Genomic DNA, 16099 nt, shown 5'->3' on the forward strand with positions numbered 1-16099 from the left:
ATGTCATCTCCATCTTGAGAGATATTATTGTATTCTAGGTGAGCAAAGCATTACCCGGGATTTACAGATCTCAGTTTATGGTTCGCTACATTTGGGCTACTAATGTATTTGTTTTACCAGTTAGTCAATGCTTCATAGGTATTTGTGGAGTGAGTTTTTAAGAACTCAGAAAAATCTTTGATATCCAGGGGTTTGCTAAAGTAATAGCCTTGCATGATATAACATCCGTTTTCTTTTAAAAATTTAATTTGCTCCAGTGTTTCTACACCTTCTGCTAGACAATCAATATTCATTCGATGGGCCAGGGCAATAGTGTTTATTACAATATTTCTGCTATCAATGCTGACTTCAATATCTTGAATAAAGGTTTTATCAATTTTTATTTTGTTGACTTTAAATAACTTAAGGTTACCAAACTCTGAATAACCGGTACCGAAGTCATCAATCGCTAGAGAGATACCCATTTCGGTAAATTTATTAATAATTGGAATGGCTTCGTTTTGAAATGCATTGGACTCTGTTAATTCCAGCTCAAGGTACTTGGGTGATAGTTTTAGTTGATTTAAAATTTTCTCAATGCGGTCAACAAGATCTTGTTGTATTAGCTGTTTTGCTGACAAATTAACTGAAATAACTAATTTAGAGCCGCTGTTGTGCCATTGTTTTAATTGATGACAAGCAGTGTTTAATACCCATTCACCAATTGGAAGAATCATGCCGTTGGCTTCTGCTAAAGGAATAAACTCCATTGGAGAAAGCATTCCTAACACAGGATTTTTCCAACGTACTAAAGCCTCGGCACCACAAACTGTTCCTGTTCTTAAATCAATAAAGGGTTGGTAATGTAGGATGAGTTCATTGTTTTCAATCGCACGATAGAGTTGATTTTCAATATTCAATTGTCTGGAGGCATCCGCAGTAATTACTGTATTGTAAATGCGTACACTATTTCCCCCGCGCTCGGTGGCTAGTGTTCGTGCTGCCTCTGCGTGTGTAATCAGTGTATCTACATCTCGACCATCAGTCGGAAATATACTGATGCCTATGCTTGCTGTTAAATTTAATTCTTGTTGGGCAACATATACAGGATTTTCTAGTACAGCGAATAAATCCTGAGTACTGTCTTCCACTTCCAGTGCATCAATGATTGGATCTATTAAAATAACAAATACATCTTTACGTAATAGCGAAATGAAATATTTTTTATTTTTCTCTGCAAGTTGTGCAAAACGTTGGGCAATACGATGAATAATCGTAGCGGATGCTTGATGACCGATACTATCATTAATTTTCATCATATTGTTTAATGAAAAACAGGCAATAGCAAATTTTTGATGTTCTTTAACGGCTCTTTCAGAGACATTTTGAATGTGATCATAAAGAAAACGCTCATTAGGTAAATCAGTTAATAAATCATGTGTTGCCTGATAGGTTACCAATTTCAGTGATTTTTCTAATTCCTCTGTGCGTTCTTTAACTCGTTGTTCTAACAAGGTATTCATATTTTCCAGTTTATGACTAAGTAATGCGTTTTCATAACCCAAACGAAATACTTTTAAAATGATTCTATTCCCAACAATGCAAGCAATGAGCATAAATATCCCAAGCACGAGAAACGAGCCTGTAACCGACATGCTAATGCGACTGGCTTCAGAATGAAATAAAGCACTGACTAAATACAGGTGATATAAAATTGTTGGGGTGAGTAAACAAACAATACTGATGACCCCCATTGTTAAATCAATTGCAGTTGAGAAGGAAAAGCAAATCAAAACAGCAGACAAAAAGATAATGGTGGTCATCCGCTGATCCATGCCATCACTCATAAACAAAATACCAATACTGCTCCATATCAGACAGATTAAAATTACAAGAAAGAGAAACCCTTTTCGACATTTAAGAATTTCTTTGCGGGTTATATGGTTGTACTCAAAACGAAAGGCCCATAAGACATTGAGCAAGTTTGCAAGCACCATAATGCTATACCAGGAAATGATTAATGCAGGCCGGGTAGAACCATAAACTGCAAGCACGTAAAGTAACGCACCAAAAATATTGGCAAATGCACCAAGCTTGACCATGCTGTGAAAGGACTTGGCTGTTTCAAACTCAATTTTACGATCGATCTCGCGCTGCTCGCTGGAAGTCAGTTGCGGTGCTTCGATAAATTTAAGTCCTTTAATGGGCTTTGACATATAAGCTCCTTGCTCTATCGCTAGAAGCGACAGAGTCATTCCTAAAACTCCTATATATATAGTATATTACTATTTTATTTTCTTGCTTTAAATTATTCAAATTGTTAGAACATAGAGCATAACCTCTAAAATACTTTCATCTTGAATGCGGGCTGGAATTTTTTCTTGCATTACAAGTCGAAACTGATTTTGTTCCACTAATTTTTTGATATAGTCAGGATGATGGCTGAAACGCGCACTTGTTTCAAGCGACCAGGGATCTGTTAGACTGATTTCAGTAGTAAAAATAAAATAGCCTTTAGGTTTTAAATGGTGATAAATGGAATGAAAGAGTGCGTCAAGTTCACCGAAATATGGCAAAACATCGGCTGCGACAATGAGATCATAAAACGCTTTATTTTGCTCAAGAAATTGATTGATTTCAGCTTTCACCAAATTATCATAAATTTCTTTTTCTTTGGCCTGAACCAGCATTTTTTCTGCAATATCAACACCGGTTAAATGTTTACTGAGTTCACGAAGAACGATCCCGGTTAAACCCGTTCCGCAACCTAAATCCAAAGTGTGGGCGTTTGCTGGTAATTCGAGTTGGTGGATTACACGTGCCACGTGTTTGGGAATGGAGTAGTTTAGTGCGCCTTTCATATGTTGATCATAATAAAGCGCATAGTTATTAAATAAATTATGTGCGTATTCCGGAGTGGTTTTTGCTTGTTCGCCTCCAGTGAGGGCATGAAACATATGAGCACTTATTATGTCCTGGGGATTAATCGCCAGAGCGCGTTCTAGATATCCTTTTGCTTTATCTCTTTGTTCTAACTTAATGTAAATTGCGGCCAGATTATTGAGTGACGAGTTATGATCGTGTTCTAACTCGAGTATATGGTCAAAAAGAATAATGGCTTCATTCAAATGGCCTAGAGCCATTTGCGCTACGCCGGAATTGTATAAATATTCAATGTTATCAGGTTCTTTTTGCAGCAATACATCATAATGCATGAGCGCATTCTCAAAACGATCATGGTGCATGAATGTTGCTGCTAAATTATTACGTGCTTCAATACTCTCATTGTCCAATGCTAATGCTTTGCTGAAATAATCGATGGCCAATTGGTTTTGATGTCTTTTTAAAGCAATTACGCCCAAGTTGGAAAGCGCCTCTATTTGCCTACTTTCTTGCTCCAAAACATTTTGAAATGCTTGTTCTGCTTCGACAAGCGCATTTTTTTCAAGATGCAACACACCGAGATAGAAAAGTGCTTCAGTATGAAAAGGATTTAAGGATATGACATTATTAAATTGAGTCTTAGCCGCATCCAATTGATTATTTTGCAGCAATAGTAAGCCTAAATTAAAATGTGCTGCACTAAAATCAGGTTCAGCATGAACTGCTCGGGTATAATGTAATAATGCTTGCGCATAATTATTTTTTAAGGCGTAGACTGTTCCCAGGTTGTTATGAGCTTGGGCATAATTGGGTTGCAGTTCTATGGCTTGTTGATAATATTCAATTGCCTTATCAAGTTGATGTAATTTTTTGTATGCATTCGCTAGGTTATTAAGCAGACTGGCATTATTAGGACTTAATGAGAGTGCTTGTAGCAGATAGAGAATCGCATTATCCATGTCGCCTAATTGAGCATAAGTGAGTCCTAAAAAATGCAAGGTATTCAGGTGTTTGGGTTCCTGGGACAATATTTGCTCATAAAGGCTAATGGCTTGGGGCAGTTGACCTTCGTACTGGAATTTATATGCTTGCGCAAAGAGTGCATCCGTATCCATCATCAATTCTTAAGTAGATCACGCAATTGCTTTAAAGCTTGTGCGCGGTGACTGATATTATTTTTAATTTTAGCAGGTAATTGTGCTACCGTGCATTGAAAATCAGGAATATAAAATACTGGATCATATCCAAATCCACCCTCTCCAAGGGGGCGGTCATGAATCACTCCCTTGCATATGCCTGTTGCGATGATCGGAGTAGGATCTTTTGCATGTTGGACCAATGCGATGGCACAATAAAACCAGGCTTCCCGCTGTTGTGAAGGAACATGAGCTATTTTTTCCAATAACAAACGAATGTTCTCTGCATCGGTTGTATTGTTACCCGCATAACGCGCAGAATAAATCCCTGGTTCGCCATTTAATGCCGGAACTACTAGCCCTGAATCGTCAGCTAAAGCAGGTTTTCCTGCGTGGAAGCTGGCATGACGCGCTTTGATGAGTGCATTTTCAATAAAGCTTAAACCGCTTTCTATTGCATCTGAAATTCCCAAATCGGTTTGTGGAATGCACTCAATAGGCGCTAATAAATCACGCAATTCTTTAATTTTACCGGGATTGCTGGTAGCAAGAATAATTTCTTTCATCATTTAAACCATAAAAAGTAGAGTACGTTGAAACGTGCCTGGGTGAACAGCGAAATCTAAGGTATTAGGCCGTTATATGGCACCGCACAGGCTTTTTCAACTCGGTTAGAAAAAAATTCCAGTTTAACGTGATGGATTAAAAATAGAAATTAAATTTTTGTGGTGAGCGTCATGTTTAGTAATCTTATTAGCAATCAAAGTTTACTTTATTTGAACACTTAAGTGATTAAAAAATAAACTAAACAAATGGCTTTATTACACTGTTTAGGCTAAAATAAGGTTTTTGTCGGAGCACTTGATGATGCCTGTTACACATCTTTTATTAGCTCTTTTAGTGGTTGTAATTTGGGGGGTAAATTTTCTTTTTGTTTCTTTTGGACTGGAAGAAATTTCACCGCTGTTGCTCTGCTCCTTACGCTTTTTATTGGCGAGTGTTCCGGCTATATTTTTTATCAAAATTCCTCAAGGTTCATTCAGAGTGATAGCCCTCTATGGCTTTGTTATGTTTGCTTTGCAATTCGCCTTTCTTTTTATCGGTATGAACATTGGTATGCCTGCGGGAATGGCCTCTTTACTGATGCAAACACAAGTATTTTTCAGTATGTTTTTCGCTGGAATTTTCCTAGGCGAACAGCCGAATATAGGGCAGATTATTGGTGCACTGGTTGCTTCACTTGGAATTGGCTTGGTTGCCATGCATTTTGATAATGATATCTCTTTGGCTGGTTTTCTCTTTATTCTTGCCGCTGCGGCAACGTGGGGATTTGGGAACCTGATCACTAAGAAAATTAAAGGTAATAGCAACAATATGATGGCAATTATTGCCTGGGGAAGTTTTGTTGCATGTATGCCTATGTTTCTTTTTTCTTTAATGATTGAGGGACCTGCAAGTTTTGTTTATACCTATGAACATTTAAGTTGGCGCGGTGCTTTGTCATTATTTTACATTGTGTTTGCTTCAACTTGGATTGGTTATGGCGTTTGGAACTGGCTCATTGCTCGTTATCCAGTGGGAGTGATTGCACCATTTACTTTATTGGTCCCTATAGTCGCTATCCTTAGTTCAGTTTTAGTATTGGGGGAACCGTTCCAGCTATGGAAACTGGCCGCAGGCTTATTGGTGATCGGTGGTTTGTGCATCAATATCTTAGGTGCGCGTTTCTTTGCAGTAAAAGTACAGTCGGAAGCCGCATAAAAATTAAGCCTGGGCGGGCGTAGCCGCAACCCGGGTTTCTTCTTGCTTTAATACATCGTATTTCCCTCATCTTCGCTACACCCAAACTACACCTTCGTAGAGAAAATGATATATCATATGCCTTTGTTATAAATATTGGCCCTCAATTGTGATTTATTCGAAAACCATAACTTTGTGTGCGGATGATTTTGGCCTGGATTCTGGAGTTTCAGACGGAATTCTAAAATTAGTGCGCATGGGACGTTTGTCCGCTGTAAGCTGCATGGTGAATACGCCTGGTTTTATTCCTTATGCCGAAGAACTCCTTACCTTAAAAAAAATCAAGCCTATCAAAATTGGTCTACATTTCAATCTAACAGACGGTTATTTAACATCTCTTCCTGAAAAAGCGTGCTTTACTTTACCTGAGTTGTTGATCAAAACGCATATGCGCTCAATGAAGTTGTCCTTTATTGCAAAAGAATTTTTGGCGCAACTGGAGCAATTTACCAAGGTCATGCAACAAGCACCGGATTTTATTGATGGCCACCAGCATGTTCATCAATTTCCCATAATACGGAACGTTATTTTGGATCTTTACGCACAAAGATTGAAAAATTATGGGACATTTATTCGTTCCACTTGGCCTGCCATTAATTTGCCTCAATACCGATTTAAAGCAAAAGTACTTCATCTTACCGGGGGCAAGGCTTTACTAAAACAGCTCATCAAATTAGGCATCCCTCATCATCGATACTTCTCTGGAATTTATGATTTTGCACCTAATACAAACTATAGAGAATTATTTAGGCAATGGATGAGCATCGCGAGAGAGAATACTTTAATAATGTGTCACCCGGGAGAAAATTCACCCAGTACAGATCCTATCGCTCAGGCGCGTATCAAAGAATTTAATTATTTTTCAAGTGATGAATTTTTAAAGGATTGCGATGAGTTTCGTATTCAGTTAGAGCACCATGAGCCGCTAGTATATTCCTAAAACAATTTCAGGTTGAATTTACTCGCTTATTCTTTTTCGGTATTATCTTTTTAGTCAATTATGAGCGGTTGGAATAGGAAGGAAGAAACCCTTGAATGATGTTTTTTGGATCTCTTGCGGGGCGATCATCGGTGCGAATTTACGCTATCTTGTGGGTCGTTTTTCCGTTAAGTATTTATCAGCAGATATTCCTTTTGGAACATTCATTGTTAATCTTACTGGAAGCTTCATATTAGGCTTTTTTCTTGCCTGGACTTTAGAGCGAGTGGAAGTTGATCCAAGATGGCGCTCGTTTGTTGCTGTTGGGTTTTGTGGCGCTTATACGACATTTTCAAGTTTCAGTTATGAAACCTATGTACTGGCAGAACAAAGTGATTACGCACTTGCTGCGCTAAATTTTATTTGCAATAATCTTTTTTCATTATTAGCTGTTGTTGCGGGTATCGTGCTCGCTCGGGCAATCTAAAATGAATCATGTAAAAGTTTCTATCTATATTAACGAAGCAGATAAATGGCAACATCGTCCTTTGCATCTTGAGCTATTGAGTATGCTTGATAAGGCTGAACTAGCAAGTGGAACGGTGTTACGCGCTGTTGCTGGGTTTACGCTTAAAAATCCTGTTGTCTCTGCATCATTGGTTGATATAGGAAGTAAGCTTCCTTTGGTAGTGCAATTCATTGATACAATAGAAAAGGTGGATGCCATATTACCCAAAGTGAAGGAAATGGTTGGAAATCGCCTTATCATTCGAGAGCCTGTTGAAGTTGTAAATGGCATGTATCCCGATTCTCTTTCCCCCGAAAAAACCGATCACTGAAAACTCACTATCGATTTAAAATGAGGTTTAATTTCTTGAGTTTTTTTGTATGAACCCAAAATTCCAATATCTCATGTCATAATTTATTGTAAAAATCCATTTATATACTATAATTATCTATAAATAGAGGGTTTTGACATGAATCATTTACATTTGGCACCTTTTACGTCTCAAGATTTAAGTGAAGAGGTTCTCAAACGCAACACCCAGAACGTGGTTGCACTTTTTAGGCATTGGCAATTGAAAAATGAAGAAGAGTGCGAGCTTTTAGGGGGCATCAGTCCCGCGCAACTAGCCAAATTTAAAAAAGGGACAGCTCATATATCTGGCAGAGATACAATCGAGCGGGTAGGTAATCTCTTGGGGATTCACAAAAACCTGAGAATTCTTTATCCATACAATCGAGAGATAGTCTATCAATGGATAAAAGGGAGAAATCAAAAGCTCCATAATCTTCGCCCTTTAGACCTTATGCTGGAGCAAGGTTACCTTGGAATTGCTCAAATAAGGCGGCTCACGGATTTTATGCGAGGTCAGTAAACGTGTCTTTATTTGATACAGTTAGGGAATATTCACAAGATGTTTTTAGAAATATAAGGGGCATCAAAGTATCCCAGGATTTATTTGATGATCTCAGTGATGATCCAGTAAATTGGGACGCAGCCAATACCTTAGAAAGTTATACCCATCCTGAATTAACCCATCAATCGTTAATACAACGCGCATTTGATTACAGTAAGAATGATTTTATTGATTATCCCTTTGAAAAGATAACGAGCTCGCGTTACAGCGATGGTGCAATTGCGTGCTGGTATGGCTCAGAAACATTGAAAACGACGATTTATGAAACAAATTATCATTTTATTCAAGAAATAAAGGATTCCTGGGAAATTTTCCAAAAGCAAGATACCGTCATCATCGACAGACGAGTTGCCAAAGTTTATTGTCAAGGATTGGGGCTCGATTTGACTGGAAAAAAAGACGAGTTCCCCTGGCTTGTTGATCCGGATAATTACAATCAATGCCAACAAACGGGCAGACGGGTGGCTGATGAAGGACATCCATTATTGATTGTTCCATCCGCTCGCCATCAACAAGGAATTAATCTTGTTGTTTTTAATCCAAATCTACTTTCTAATCCTAGAGAATATTGCAGATTACAATACGTTTTTGATGTAAAAAAGAGAACAGTTCAATGCATTCGAGGCGAAGAGGAAATTATCCTGGAACAAAGTGAAGTGGAAATATAATTGGTTTGCTCTATGACTTATTTCGTTGAATCTGACGGCAGGCCCAAAATCTTGAGATGATGAAGCTATAAACGGAAACACAACCTAAAACGAGAAATAAAGCAAATAGGTAATTTAAGGTAGTGTAACGTAAAAGTAAGAAATAAAGGATTTCATTAATGAGTCCCGCTGAAGCGGCTACTATAAAGAAATGGGGCAAACTCAAGGTTTTCTCATCATGCAATTGAGAAAAAGTTAAATACTTATGGCCTAAAAAGCTGACATTAAAGGCGATTAAAAAGGCAAACACATTGGCTACTAGTGCCTGTGCATGCATAAACTTCACTAAATTGAATACAGTAAAGAGATGTATCAACGCAGCAGAACTACCAATACCTATAAAAAAAATGAGTCTATGTCTTAATTTCAGTTTGGTTGTCATCAAAACTGGATTCCTCATCAATAACGTAATGGGGCCGGTGTTTGACTTCATCAAAGACTCGACCGATGTATTCACCTACAACACCCAAGGCAAAGAGTTGCAAACCGCCAAAGAAAGTAATTGTGGTGACTATGGTTGCCCAACCAGGCGTTTCTATGCCAAAAATCAGGGTACTGATAACAATCCAAAGGCCATAAAGTATTGCCATGGTTGCAACGCCAATTCCACCAATTGCAATCATCCGTAATGGAAACGCAGTAAATGATGTAATTCCAGTGATTGCCAAATCCAAAAGCGAATAAAAGTCCCATTGTGACGTACCTGTTTTACGAGGTTGAACTTCAAAAGGAATAGCAATTTGTTTAAATCCGACCCAACTGTATAAGCCCTTCATGAAGCGATTTCGTTCTGGTAATTTCTGGAGTGCTTTGACAATTTTTCGATCCAGGAGTCTAAAATCTCCAGCATTTGCAGGAATATTAATCCGATTTATTCGTGAGGTAAATTGATAGAATGCCTTAGCACACGTTCTTTTCAACCAGGACTCATCGGAACGATTTTTTCGCACGGCATAAACCATGTCATAGCCTTCTTCCCATTTGGAAAGAAATTGGCTTAAAAGCTCAAGTGGGTGTTGGAAGTCGGCATCGAGTAGGATAACGGCATCACCTTGGGCATGATCAAGGCCCGCGCTGATGGCATTCTCTTTACCAAAATTTCGACTAAAGCGAATGCAACGAAGCACAAATTGAGCTCTTAATTGTTGAATAACCAACGGCGTATTGTCGTGGCTGCCATCATCCACAATAAGTATTTCATAAGCATAGCCAAGTTTTTGTAGGGTATCCGTCAATGCTGCAATGAATTCTGCAATTCCTGCTTCTTCATTGTAGACTGGAACAACGCAGGATACGCATTTTTTATGAGGTACTGGTCTGGACATTTTTCGGTTTATTTGGTACACAAATGCTGTAATAAGCGCCTATATTAACCCGAATCAACAATTCTCGTAAGTGGATTTAAATTTTTTTTCTTCTTATAAGAAGAAGCTGATATTATGAACATCCTGTCTTTTGCTGCAAGTGTTATGGACAAAATATAGTGTATACTGATTTTGAAGTAGTGTGGAAAAATAAAAAAGGTCCTATTTTCCTGGATGGCAAAGTTGCAAAATTTTTATTTAAACAAAACAAGAGTGTAGCTTTTCTACCCTCACTGTTTAATCGTTCAATTTCAGGAAAATCATCAAAATTAAGTCTTTTTTCGAGCGATTCACAATTTACCTTTAGTCATAATCTAGTCCGATCGGGTAAAAATCAATGGCATATTATTGATAATACGCACAAGGGCAAAGGTGGTTTTGGCTCAGTAAATGAATCAAAATATAAAATAGTTGTAACTCATGCTTCAACAAAAATGGGTTATCAAGCCCAACTAATCCCTGTAAATGATGTAATCAAAATACAACAGCCAACTGAAAAAACGTCCTATCCCGAACTCTTGTCGCGGACTATAAAAGAAGCAACAAGGCAAAAAAAGCATGGGGTAAATGTTGTTGGTGTTGTTGGGGCAGAAGATAAAGTTATTACGATCCTTGAGGATTGTGGCACCAGTCTTGATAAGCTATTGCCTTTTACTCCAAGCTACAATTATTCGTTTCAGTTCCGCTTGGAAGTTGCTGCTCGCGTTGCAAGCGAGAAGCTTTTGTTACAGCAAAAAAATGTGGTACATCGCGATCTTAAGCCAGCAAACATTTGTTATAAAAAGCTCGATAATGGGCAATTTCTTATTATTTTTATTGATTTTGGTTTGGCTGAAGACATTGATTCAAAGAATAATCTAAAATGTTCAGGAACACTGGCTTATATGGCTCCGGAGGTTATTCTGGGTGAGGGCAGCACTTATCAATCGGATATGTATGCCTTAGCAGCAATTTTGGGTGAAATTTTTGGGGCAAAAGATATTTTAAAATATAAGGAATTAGCGACAAATCTCAGAGATTTAGCTACAGCTTCTTATTGCTTTGATGGTTTATTTACAGGTTATGATGTATCCGCAATTGATCCCTATCTTTTAGATGACATTAAGATGTTACTGAGTCATCTCCAAAGTAGAAATCCCGAAGATCGTCCGACAATTGAACACGTCAATAAATTTCTTATTACGCTGCCTTCAAGAATGGATGCATATAAAAATTTTAATGATCATTGGGCGAGCATGTCGCAACATTTTGAAGAATTTGAGGCCTACCATCAACGCATGAATTTATTGAAATCAAAGCATTCCCTATCTCCATTCAGGGATAATCAATTATATGAAGATAATTTACTAAGTGATGCATTTAATCGGGGAATGCTCCAAAAAAGAATGGTAATTTACAGTGAAATTTCAAAATTAGCCATGCCTAAGTCTCATTACGATTTGTCAAAGATATTGATAAAGGAAAATCGTAGGGTAGATTTTGATGATGAAGATAATCCTTACCCTAATATAGAAAATGTAATCCGCCTATTGCAACAAGAAAATCTGAAATTTAAGAACGCGATGGACAGTTTTAATGAATGCGTCCAGGAAATAGTGAAAAATAAATGTTTAACGGAAAAATTTGTAAATACGAACAGCACAGGGATGAGAAAAATTGCGAGTATTTTAAGTTCGTCTTTATCACCTTTAGAACAATTGGAACAATTACATCAAATAGGCCAATCAAAGATGACAGCAGGATTTTTTTACTTCTTCAGCCATTCCAAAATTTTAGGGAAAGGTCGACATGAGAACATCGAGAAACTGTATCAAAAACTGGCACAGCTCGACCCGGAAAAAGAGCAAGATGAATATTTTGCAAAAGCTCAATTAGAAGAAATCACTCAATTTATTCAAAATACAGCAACTTTTACACATTAATTACGAGCCAATCCTAGGTGAAATCTATCTAAACTCCCTCATTAAAAACATTTTTTGCCTCGACTTTGGGGTTTTTCGTAAGTCCTGTATTACTTCTCAAATCAATTTTTGGCTCTATGTTTGGATGCGAGAGATAATAATCATAATCCACACTACGAGTGCATTAATAATAGTGACGAACACTGCAGCGGAGCCCAAATCTTTGGCTTTTTTCGTTAAAGGATTCCAGGAGCGAGCAATTCGATTCAATGTGGTTTCTACAGCTGAGTTCAATAATTCAGCTACGATAACTAGGAGCAAGGTACTAATTAATAAAGCTCGCTCAAGGTACGTTTTTCCTAAAAAAATGGCAACGGGTAAAGCAATCATGCCCACTAATAGCTCAAGGCGAAATGCAAATTCGTCTTGAAAGGCCGCTTTTAATCCATAAAAAGAATAACGGCTGGCTTCTTTGAATTTCAGAATTGCTTTAACTATGAATTTGGGCATTCGATTAGTCCTACAATACTTTGTTTTTATTTTTTAGTTTGTCTGAGATTACTGTACTTTTCAAATAGATCTTCCATAATAAATTACGCTGAAGAGTATTCATGCAGTTCTCTTTAAAGTTCAGCGATAATTATTTTGGGTTTAGGGGTTTGGTATGGGGGACAATTTTTACACAAGCTTGGTCGACTTACTGGAAAAAAAAGTAGAAAAAAATCCGAATTTTCCACTTTATACGTTCATACACAGAAAAATAAAGGAAAATAAGAACCTGACTTATCTTGAGTTAGCAGAACAGGCAAAGAAAATAGCAAGTGTTTTGCAGGAAGTAACCCATCCTGGTGAGCGAGTCTTAGTTATTTACCCTCCTGGTCTTGAGTTTATTTCTGCTTTTTTTGGTTGTTTGTATGCAGGAACTATTGCCGTACCTTCTTATCCACCCACCACAAAAGATTGGGCTGAGAAATCCCATCGTATTATTAAAAACTCAGGGGCACATGTTGTTTTGACAACAACAGAGCTCATGGTGCAAATCAAAAAACTGAATGCAAAATATGATGATTATGCAGTGATGCAATTCATAACTACCGAAGATTGGGTTAATGCTCCGGACCGCTGGCGTGCTCCCTCTCTGAGTGAACATCATATTGCATTTTTACAATATACTTCCGGCTCCACTGGAAAACCCAAAGGAGTGATGGTTAGTCATGGTAATTTACTGCATAATTTATTAGTAATCGAAAAAGCGAATCGTCTAACAGAAGAAGATGTCAGTGTGTCCTGGTTACCTCATTATCATGATATGGGCCTCATTGGCGGGATATTACAACCTGTTTTTAGCACGATTCCTGTCAAACTGATGTCGCCATTGACCTTTTTACAACGCCCGGCAATTTGGTTGGAAACGATCGCACATTATCGAGCTACGGCTACGGTCGCTCCCAATTTTGCTTATGATTTATGTACGAGTAAAGTCACTGAGAAAGAAAAAGAACACTTGGATTTAAGTAGCTTGCAATGTGCAATGAGTGGAGCAGAACCTATTCGCAGGGCAACTATTGAACGTTTTATCCAACGTTTTAAACCTTGTGGCTTTTCCCCAGAGGTTTTTTATCCCTGCTATGGGCTCGCTGAATCGACATTGATGGTCACAGGAGGGAATCGCCAACAAGGAATAGGTTACCAATGGGTCAATAAGAGTGCCCTCGAGCAGGGGAACGTACTTTATTGTGATAAATCCCATCCTGATGCCCGCAGTTTGATTAACTGTGGACAGCCCATTGACGCTTGTTATCTTGCAATTGTCAATCCTGAAACGTTGCAGGAATGTCCAGAACGAGTGGTTGGGGAAATATGGGTAGCAGGTAAAAGTGTTGCTCAGGGATATTGGCAATTAGCTGAGGAAACAAAACACACTTTTAATGCCCGTCTCGCAGGTAAAAAGCATTCTTTTTTACGCACAGGGGATCTGGGTTATCTGGATAAAGGATCACTTTATGTAACGGGGCGTCTGAATGATCTGATTATTATTCGTGGCCGTAATTATTACCCTCATGATTTGGAAGATACCATTCATGCATGCCATCCCCATCTACAGGAGCATGGTTGTGCCATTTTTTCCATAGAAGAACAGGAGCATGAATTATTGGTTATCGTTCAAGAAATTAAAAAGGGCGTTGAGACGCTCGATTCAGAAGAACTAATCAAAACCATACGAAGCAATCTGTTGCAGGTCCATGGAATTGATGCAGACGTTGTGGTTCTTGTTGCGCGTAAATCAGTTCCCAAAACAACCAGCGGAAAAACACAACGTTTGTTATGTAAGAAAAAATATCTGCAAGGTGACTTAGATATTATCTTTATCGATACGATTGCAAAAAATCTAGCAGGGGAGCCTGAAACAACACTGCATGCTGAAACGGCGGACATTGCTCAGATGCTCTACCCCATTTTTAATGAAGATATTACGGTTTTAGATAAAGAAAAAAAGTTAAGCGAATTGGGAGTCAATTCACTCAAACTGGGCGAGTTGCACTATGCCCTTTCAACAACCGCTGAACAAGATCTATCCATTGAATTTCTGCTCAAAGATCCAAGCCTGGGCGAAATAATGGATTTATTCACAGGTAAAACAAAGGAGCAAAAGCTGCTCTCTCATACTCCTATTGATTTGGTTGCTGAGTTTAATCTGTATAAAAACATGACGCCCCATATTACCTCTTTGCCCAAGGCAACTCCTCATCATGTATTATTAACCGGAGCCACAGGTTTCTTGGGAGCTTATGTGCTACGTGAGCTGTTATCCAATACGAGCTGGCAGCTTACCTGTCTTGTTCAGGCCAGTTCACATGCGGCAGGAATAAGCCGAGTGATTAAAAATATGGAGCACTATGGTGTATGGAGTCCGGTGTATCATGATCGAATTAAAATCGTTTTAGGCAATTTAGAAAAAAATAACTTGGGTCTTTCCAAGCATGATTGGTACTATTTGGCTGATACGGTTGATCTTATTTTTCATGGAGCCGCGGTACTTAATTTTATTTATCCATATCAAAAGCTGGCAGCAAGCAATGTCTTCGGTACGAAACAACTTATCGACCTGGCAGGGTACAGGAAGCTGAAAGCGCTGCATTATATTTCCACCGTAGGCTATTTTATGTCTGCTGATTTGAGGGATGACAGGGTGATCAGCGAGCGTACCGAGCTTGCTCCTCAAGAAGGAATTTATGGTGGCTATAATCAAACGAAGTGGTTGGCAGAGCAACTGGTACTTCATGCTCGAACTTATGATATTCCAACCGTGATTTACAGGCCGAGCCTTATAACTGGGGAAAGTCAAACCGGTTATTGGAACCAGGATGACGTGGTGTGTCGTATCCTCAAGGGATGCATCGAATTAGGGGCTCGACCTAAATTGGACGTGGGGTTCAATTTTGTTCCTGTGGATTACGTCGCAAAAGCAATTACTCGTTTGGCTATGGAAAAACCGCATCAGTCTGATACCTATCATTTAATAAACCCACAGGAAGTTAGTATAGAGCAATTATTTGGATATGTTAGAGCCAAGGGTTTTAAGGTAAAAGATGTCACATACCCTGAATGGGAACAAATGATTAAAGAGCAAAATCAATTAAATCACTCATTTTCTCCATTACGCCCCTTCTTTACGGAAAAAGTGGCACATAAAGACAGTTCATTGTTTGATTTATATCTTCACAACAATAAGGCGAAAATCGATTGTACTTATACAAAAACTCAATTGGCTCACCATGACATTTACTGTGAAAAAATAAATGAAACAGTATTCAATAAATACCTTAATTATTTAATTCAATGCGGTTATTTAACGCAATTAACTGAGGATGCAATATAGGCGAAGGGCTCGGGCCTTGATGTGTCGTCCCCTTTTTAAACACAAGAATTTTTATTAATCAATGTCAGTATTAATAATTCATTTTGCTCTATATTGATGTCATTCCCGC

General features: G+C 38.3%; 14 protein-coding genes. 8 read left to right on the forward strand and 6 right to left on the reverse strand.

All coding sequences use genetic code 11. The features are described from left to right. Positions 1–113: 113 nt before the first annotated feature. The 3 genes from DGG96_RS00360 to rdgB all read right to left on the reverse strand — a co-directional run bounded on the left by DGG96_RS00360 (position 114) and on the right by rdgB (position 4564). The gene (locus tag DGG96_RS00360; protein WP_110141159.1) at positions 114–2195 is read right to left on the reverse strand and encodes a putative bifunctional diguanylate cyclase/phosphodiesterase; all 2082 of its coding nucleotides are present in this window, start codon (positions 2193–2195) and stop codon (positions 114–116) included. 96 nt (positions 2196–2291) lie between these two features. Continuing rightward, a complete protein-coding gene (locus DGG96_RS00365; protein WP_110141039.1) occupies positions 2292–3977 on the reverse strand; it encodes a tetratricopeptide repeat protein in 1686 nt (561 codons plus the stop codon). A 2-nt stretch (positions 3978–3979) separates the two neighbouring features. Continuing rightward, positions 3980–4564, reverse strand: coding sequence for an RdgB/HAM1 family non-canonical purine NTP pyrophosphatase (rdgB, locus tag DGG96_RS00370; RefSeq protein ID WP_110141040.1), 585 nt, complete (start codon positions 4562–4564; stop codon positions 3980–3982). A 301-nt stretch (positions 4565–4865) separates the two neighbouring features. On the opposite strand from rdgB, the gene DGG96_RS00375 reads away from it, so the two are divergent. From DGG96_RS00375 to DGG96_RS00400, 6 genes are all read left to right on the forward strand, one after another. Further along, the gene (locus tag DGG96_RS00375) at positions 4866–5759 is read left to right on the forward strand and encodes an EamA family transporter (protein ID WP_110141160.1); all 894 of its coding nucleotides are present in this window, start codon (positions 4866–4868) and stop codon (positions 5757–5759) included. A gap of 148 nt (positions 5760–5907) precedes the next feature. Continuing rightward, a complete protein-coding gene (locus DGG96_RS00380; protein ID WP_110141041.1) occupies positions 5908–6738 on the forward strand; it encodes a ChbG/HpnK family deacetylase in 831 nt (276 codons plus the stop codon). Between the two features lie 91 nt (positions 6739–6829). Next, positions 6830–7204, forward strand: a complete 375-nt coding sequence (gene crcB / locus DGG96_RS00385) for a fluoride efflux transporter CrcB (protein ID WP_058466997.1) — start codon at positions 6830–6832, stop codon at positions 7202–7204. 1 nt (position 7205) lies between these two features. Further along, positions 7206–7556, forward strand: coding sequence for a DUF190 domain-containing protein (locus DGG96_RS00390; RefSeq protein ID WP_110141042.1), 351 nt, complete (start codon positions 7206–7208; stop codon positions 7554–7556). 138 nt (positions 7557–7694) lie between these two features. Continuing rightward, positions 7695–8096, forward strand: a complete 402-nt coding sequence (locus DGG96_RS00395) for a hypothetical protein (protein ID WP_110141043.1) — start codon at positions 7695–7697, stop codon at positions 8094–8096. Between the two features lie 2 nt (positions 8097–8098). Next, the gene (locus tag DGG96_RS00400) at positions 8099–8806 is read left to right on the forward strand and encodes an RES family NAD+ phosphorylase (protein ID WP_110141044.1); all 708 of its coding nucleotides are present in this window, start codon (positions 8099–8101) and stop codon (positions 8804–8806) included. A gap of 10 nt (positions 8807–8816) precedes the next feature. Here DGG96_RS00400 and DGG96_RS00405 read toward each other — a convergent pair whose 3' ends face one another. After that, a complete protein-coding gene (locus tag DGG96_RS00405) occupies positions 8817–9227 on the reverse strand; it encodes a GtrA family protein (protein ID WP_110141045.1) in 411 nt (136 codons plus the stop codon). Beyond that, the gene (locus DGG96_RS00410; protein ID WP_110141046.1) at positions 9199–10170 is read right to left on the reverse strand and encodes a glycosyltransferase family 2 protein; all 972 of its coding nucleotides are present in this window, start codon (positions 10168–10170) and stop codon (positions 9199–9201) included. The genes DGG96_RS00405 and DGG96_RS00410 overlap by 29 nt, the downstream gene beginning before the upstream one ends. Positions 10171–10328: 158 nt before the next feature. Between DGG96_RS00410 and DGG96_RS00415 the strand changes: the two genes are divergently transcribed. Continuing rightward, positions 10329–12131, forward strand: coding sequence for a protein kinase domain-containing protein (locus tag DGG96_RS00415; protein WP_233590474.1), 1803 nt, complete (start codon positions 10329–10331; stop codon positions 12129–12131). Positions 12132–12245: 114 nt separating this feature from the next. Here DGG96_RS00415 and DGG96_RS00420 read toward each other — a convergent pair whose 3' ends face one another. Then, positions 12246–12620: a diacylglycerol kinase gene (locus tag DGG96_RS00420; RefSeq protein ID WP_110141048.1), complete on the reverse strand. Its 375-nt coding sequence runs from the start codon at positions 12618–12620 to the stop codon at positions 12246–12248. A 154-nt stretch (positions 12621–12774) separates the two neighbouring features. Between DGG96_RS00420 and DGG96_RS00425 the strand changes: the two genes are divergently transcribed. Further along, positions 12775–15990, forward strand: coding sequence for a thioester reductase domain-containing protein (locus DGG96_RS00425; RefSeq protein ID WP_110141049.1), 3216 nt, complete (start codon positions 12775–12777; stop codon positions 15988–15990). Positions 15991–16099: the final 109 nt, after the last annotated feature.

This window comes from Legionella qingyii (assembly GCF_003184185.1).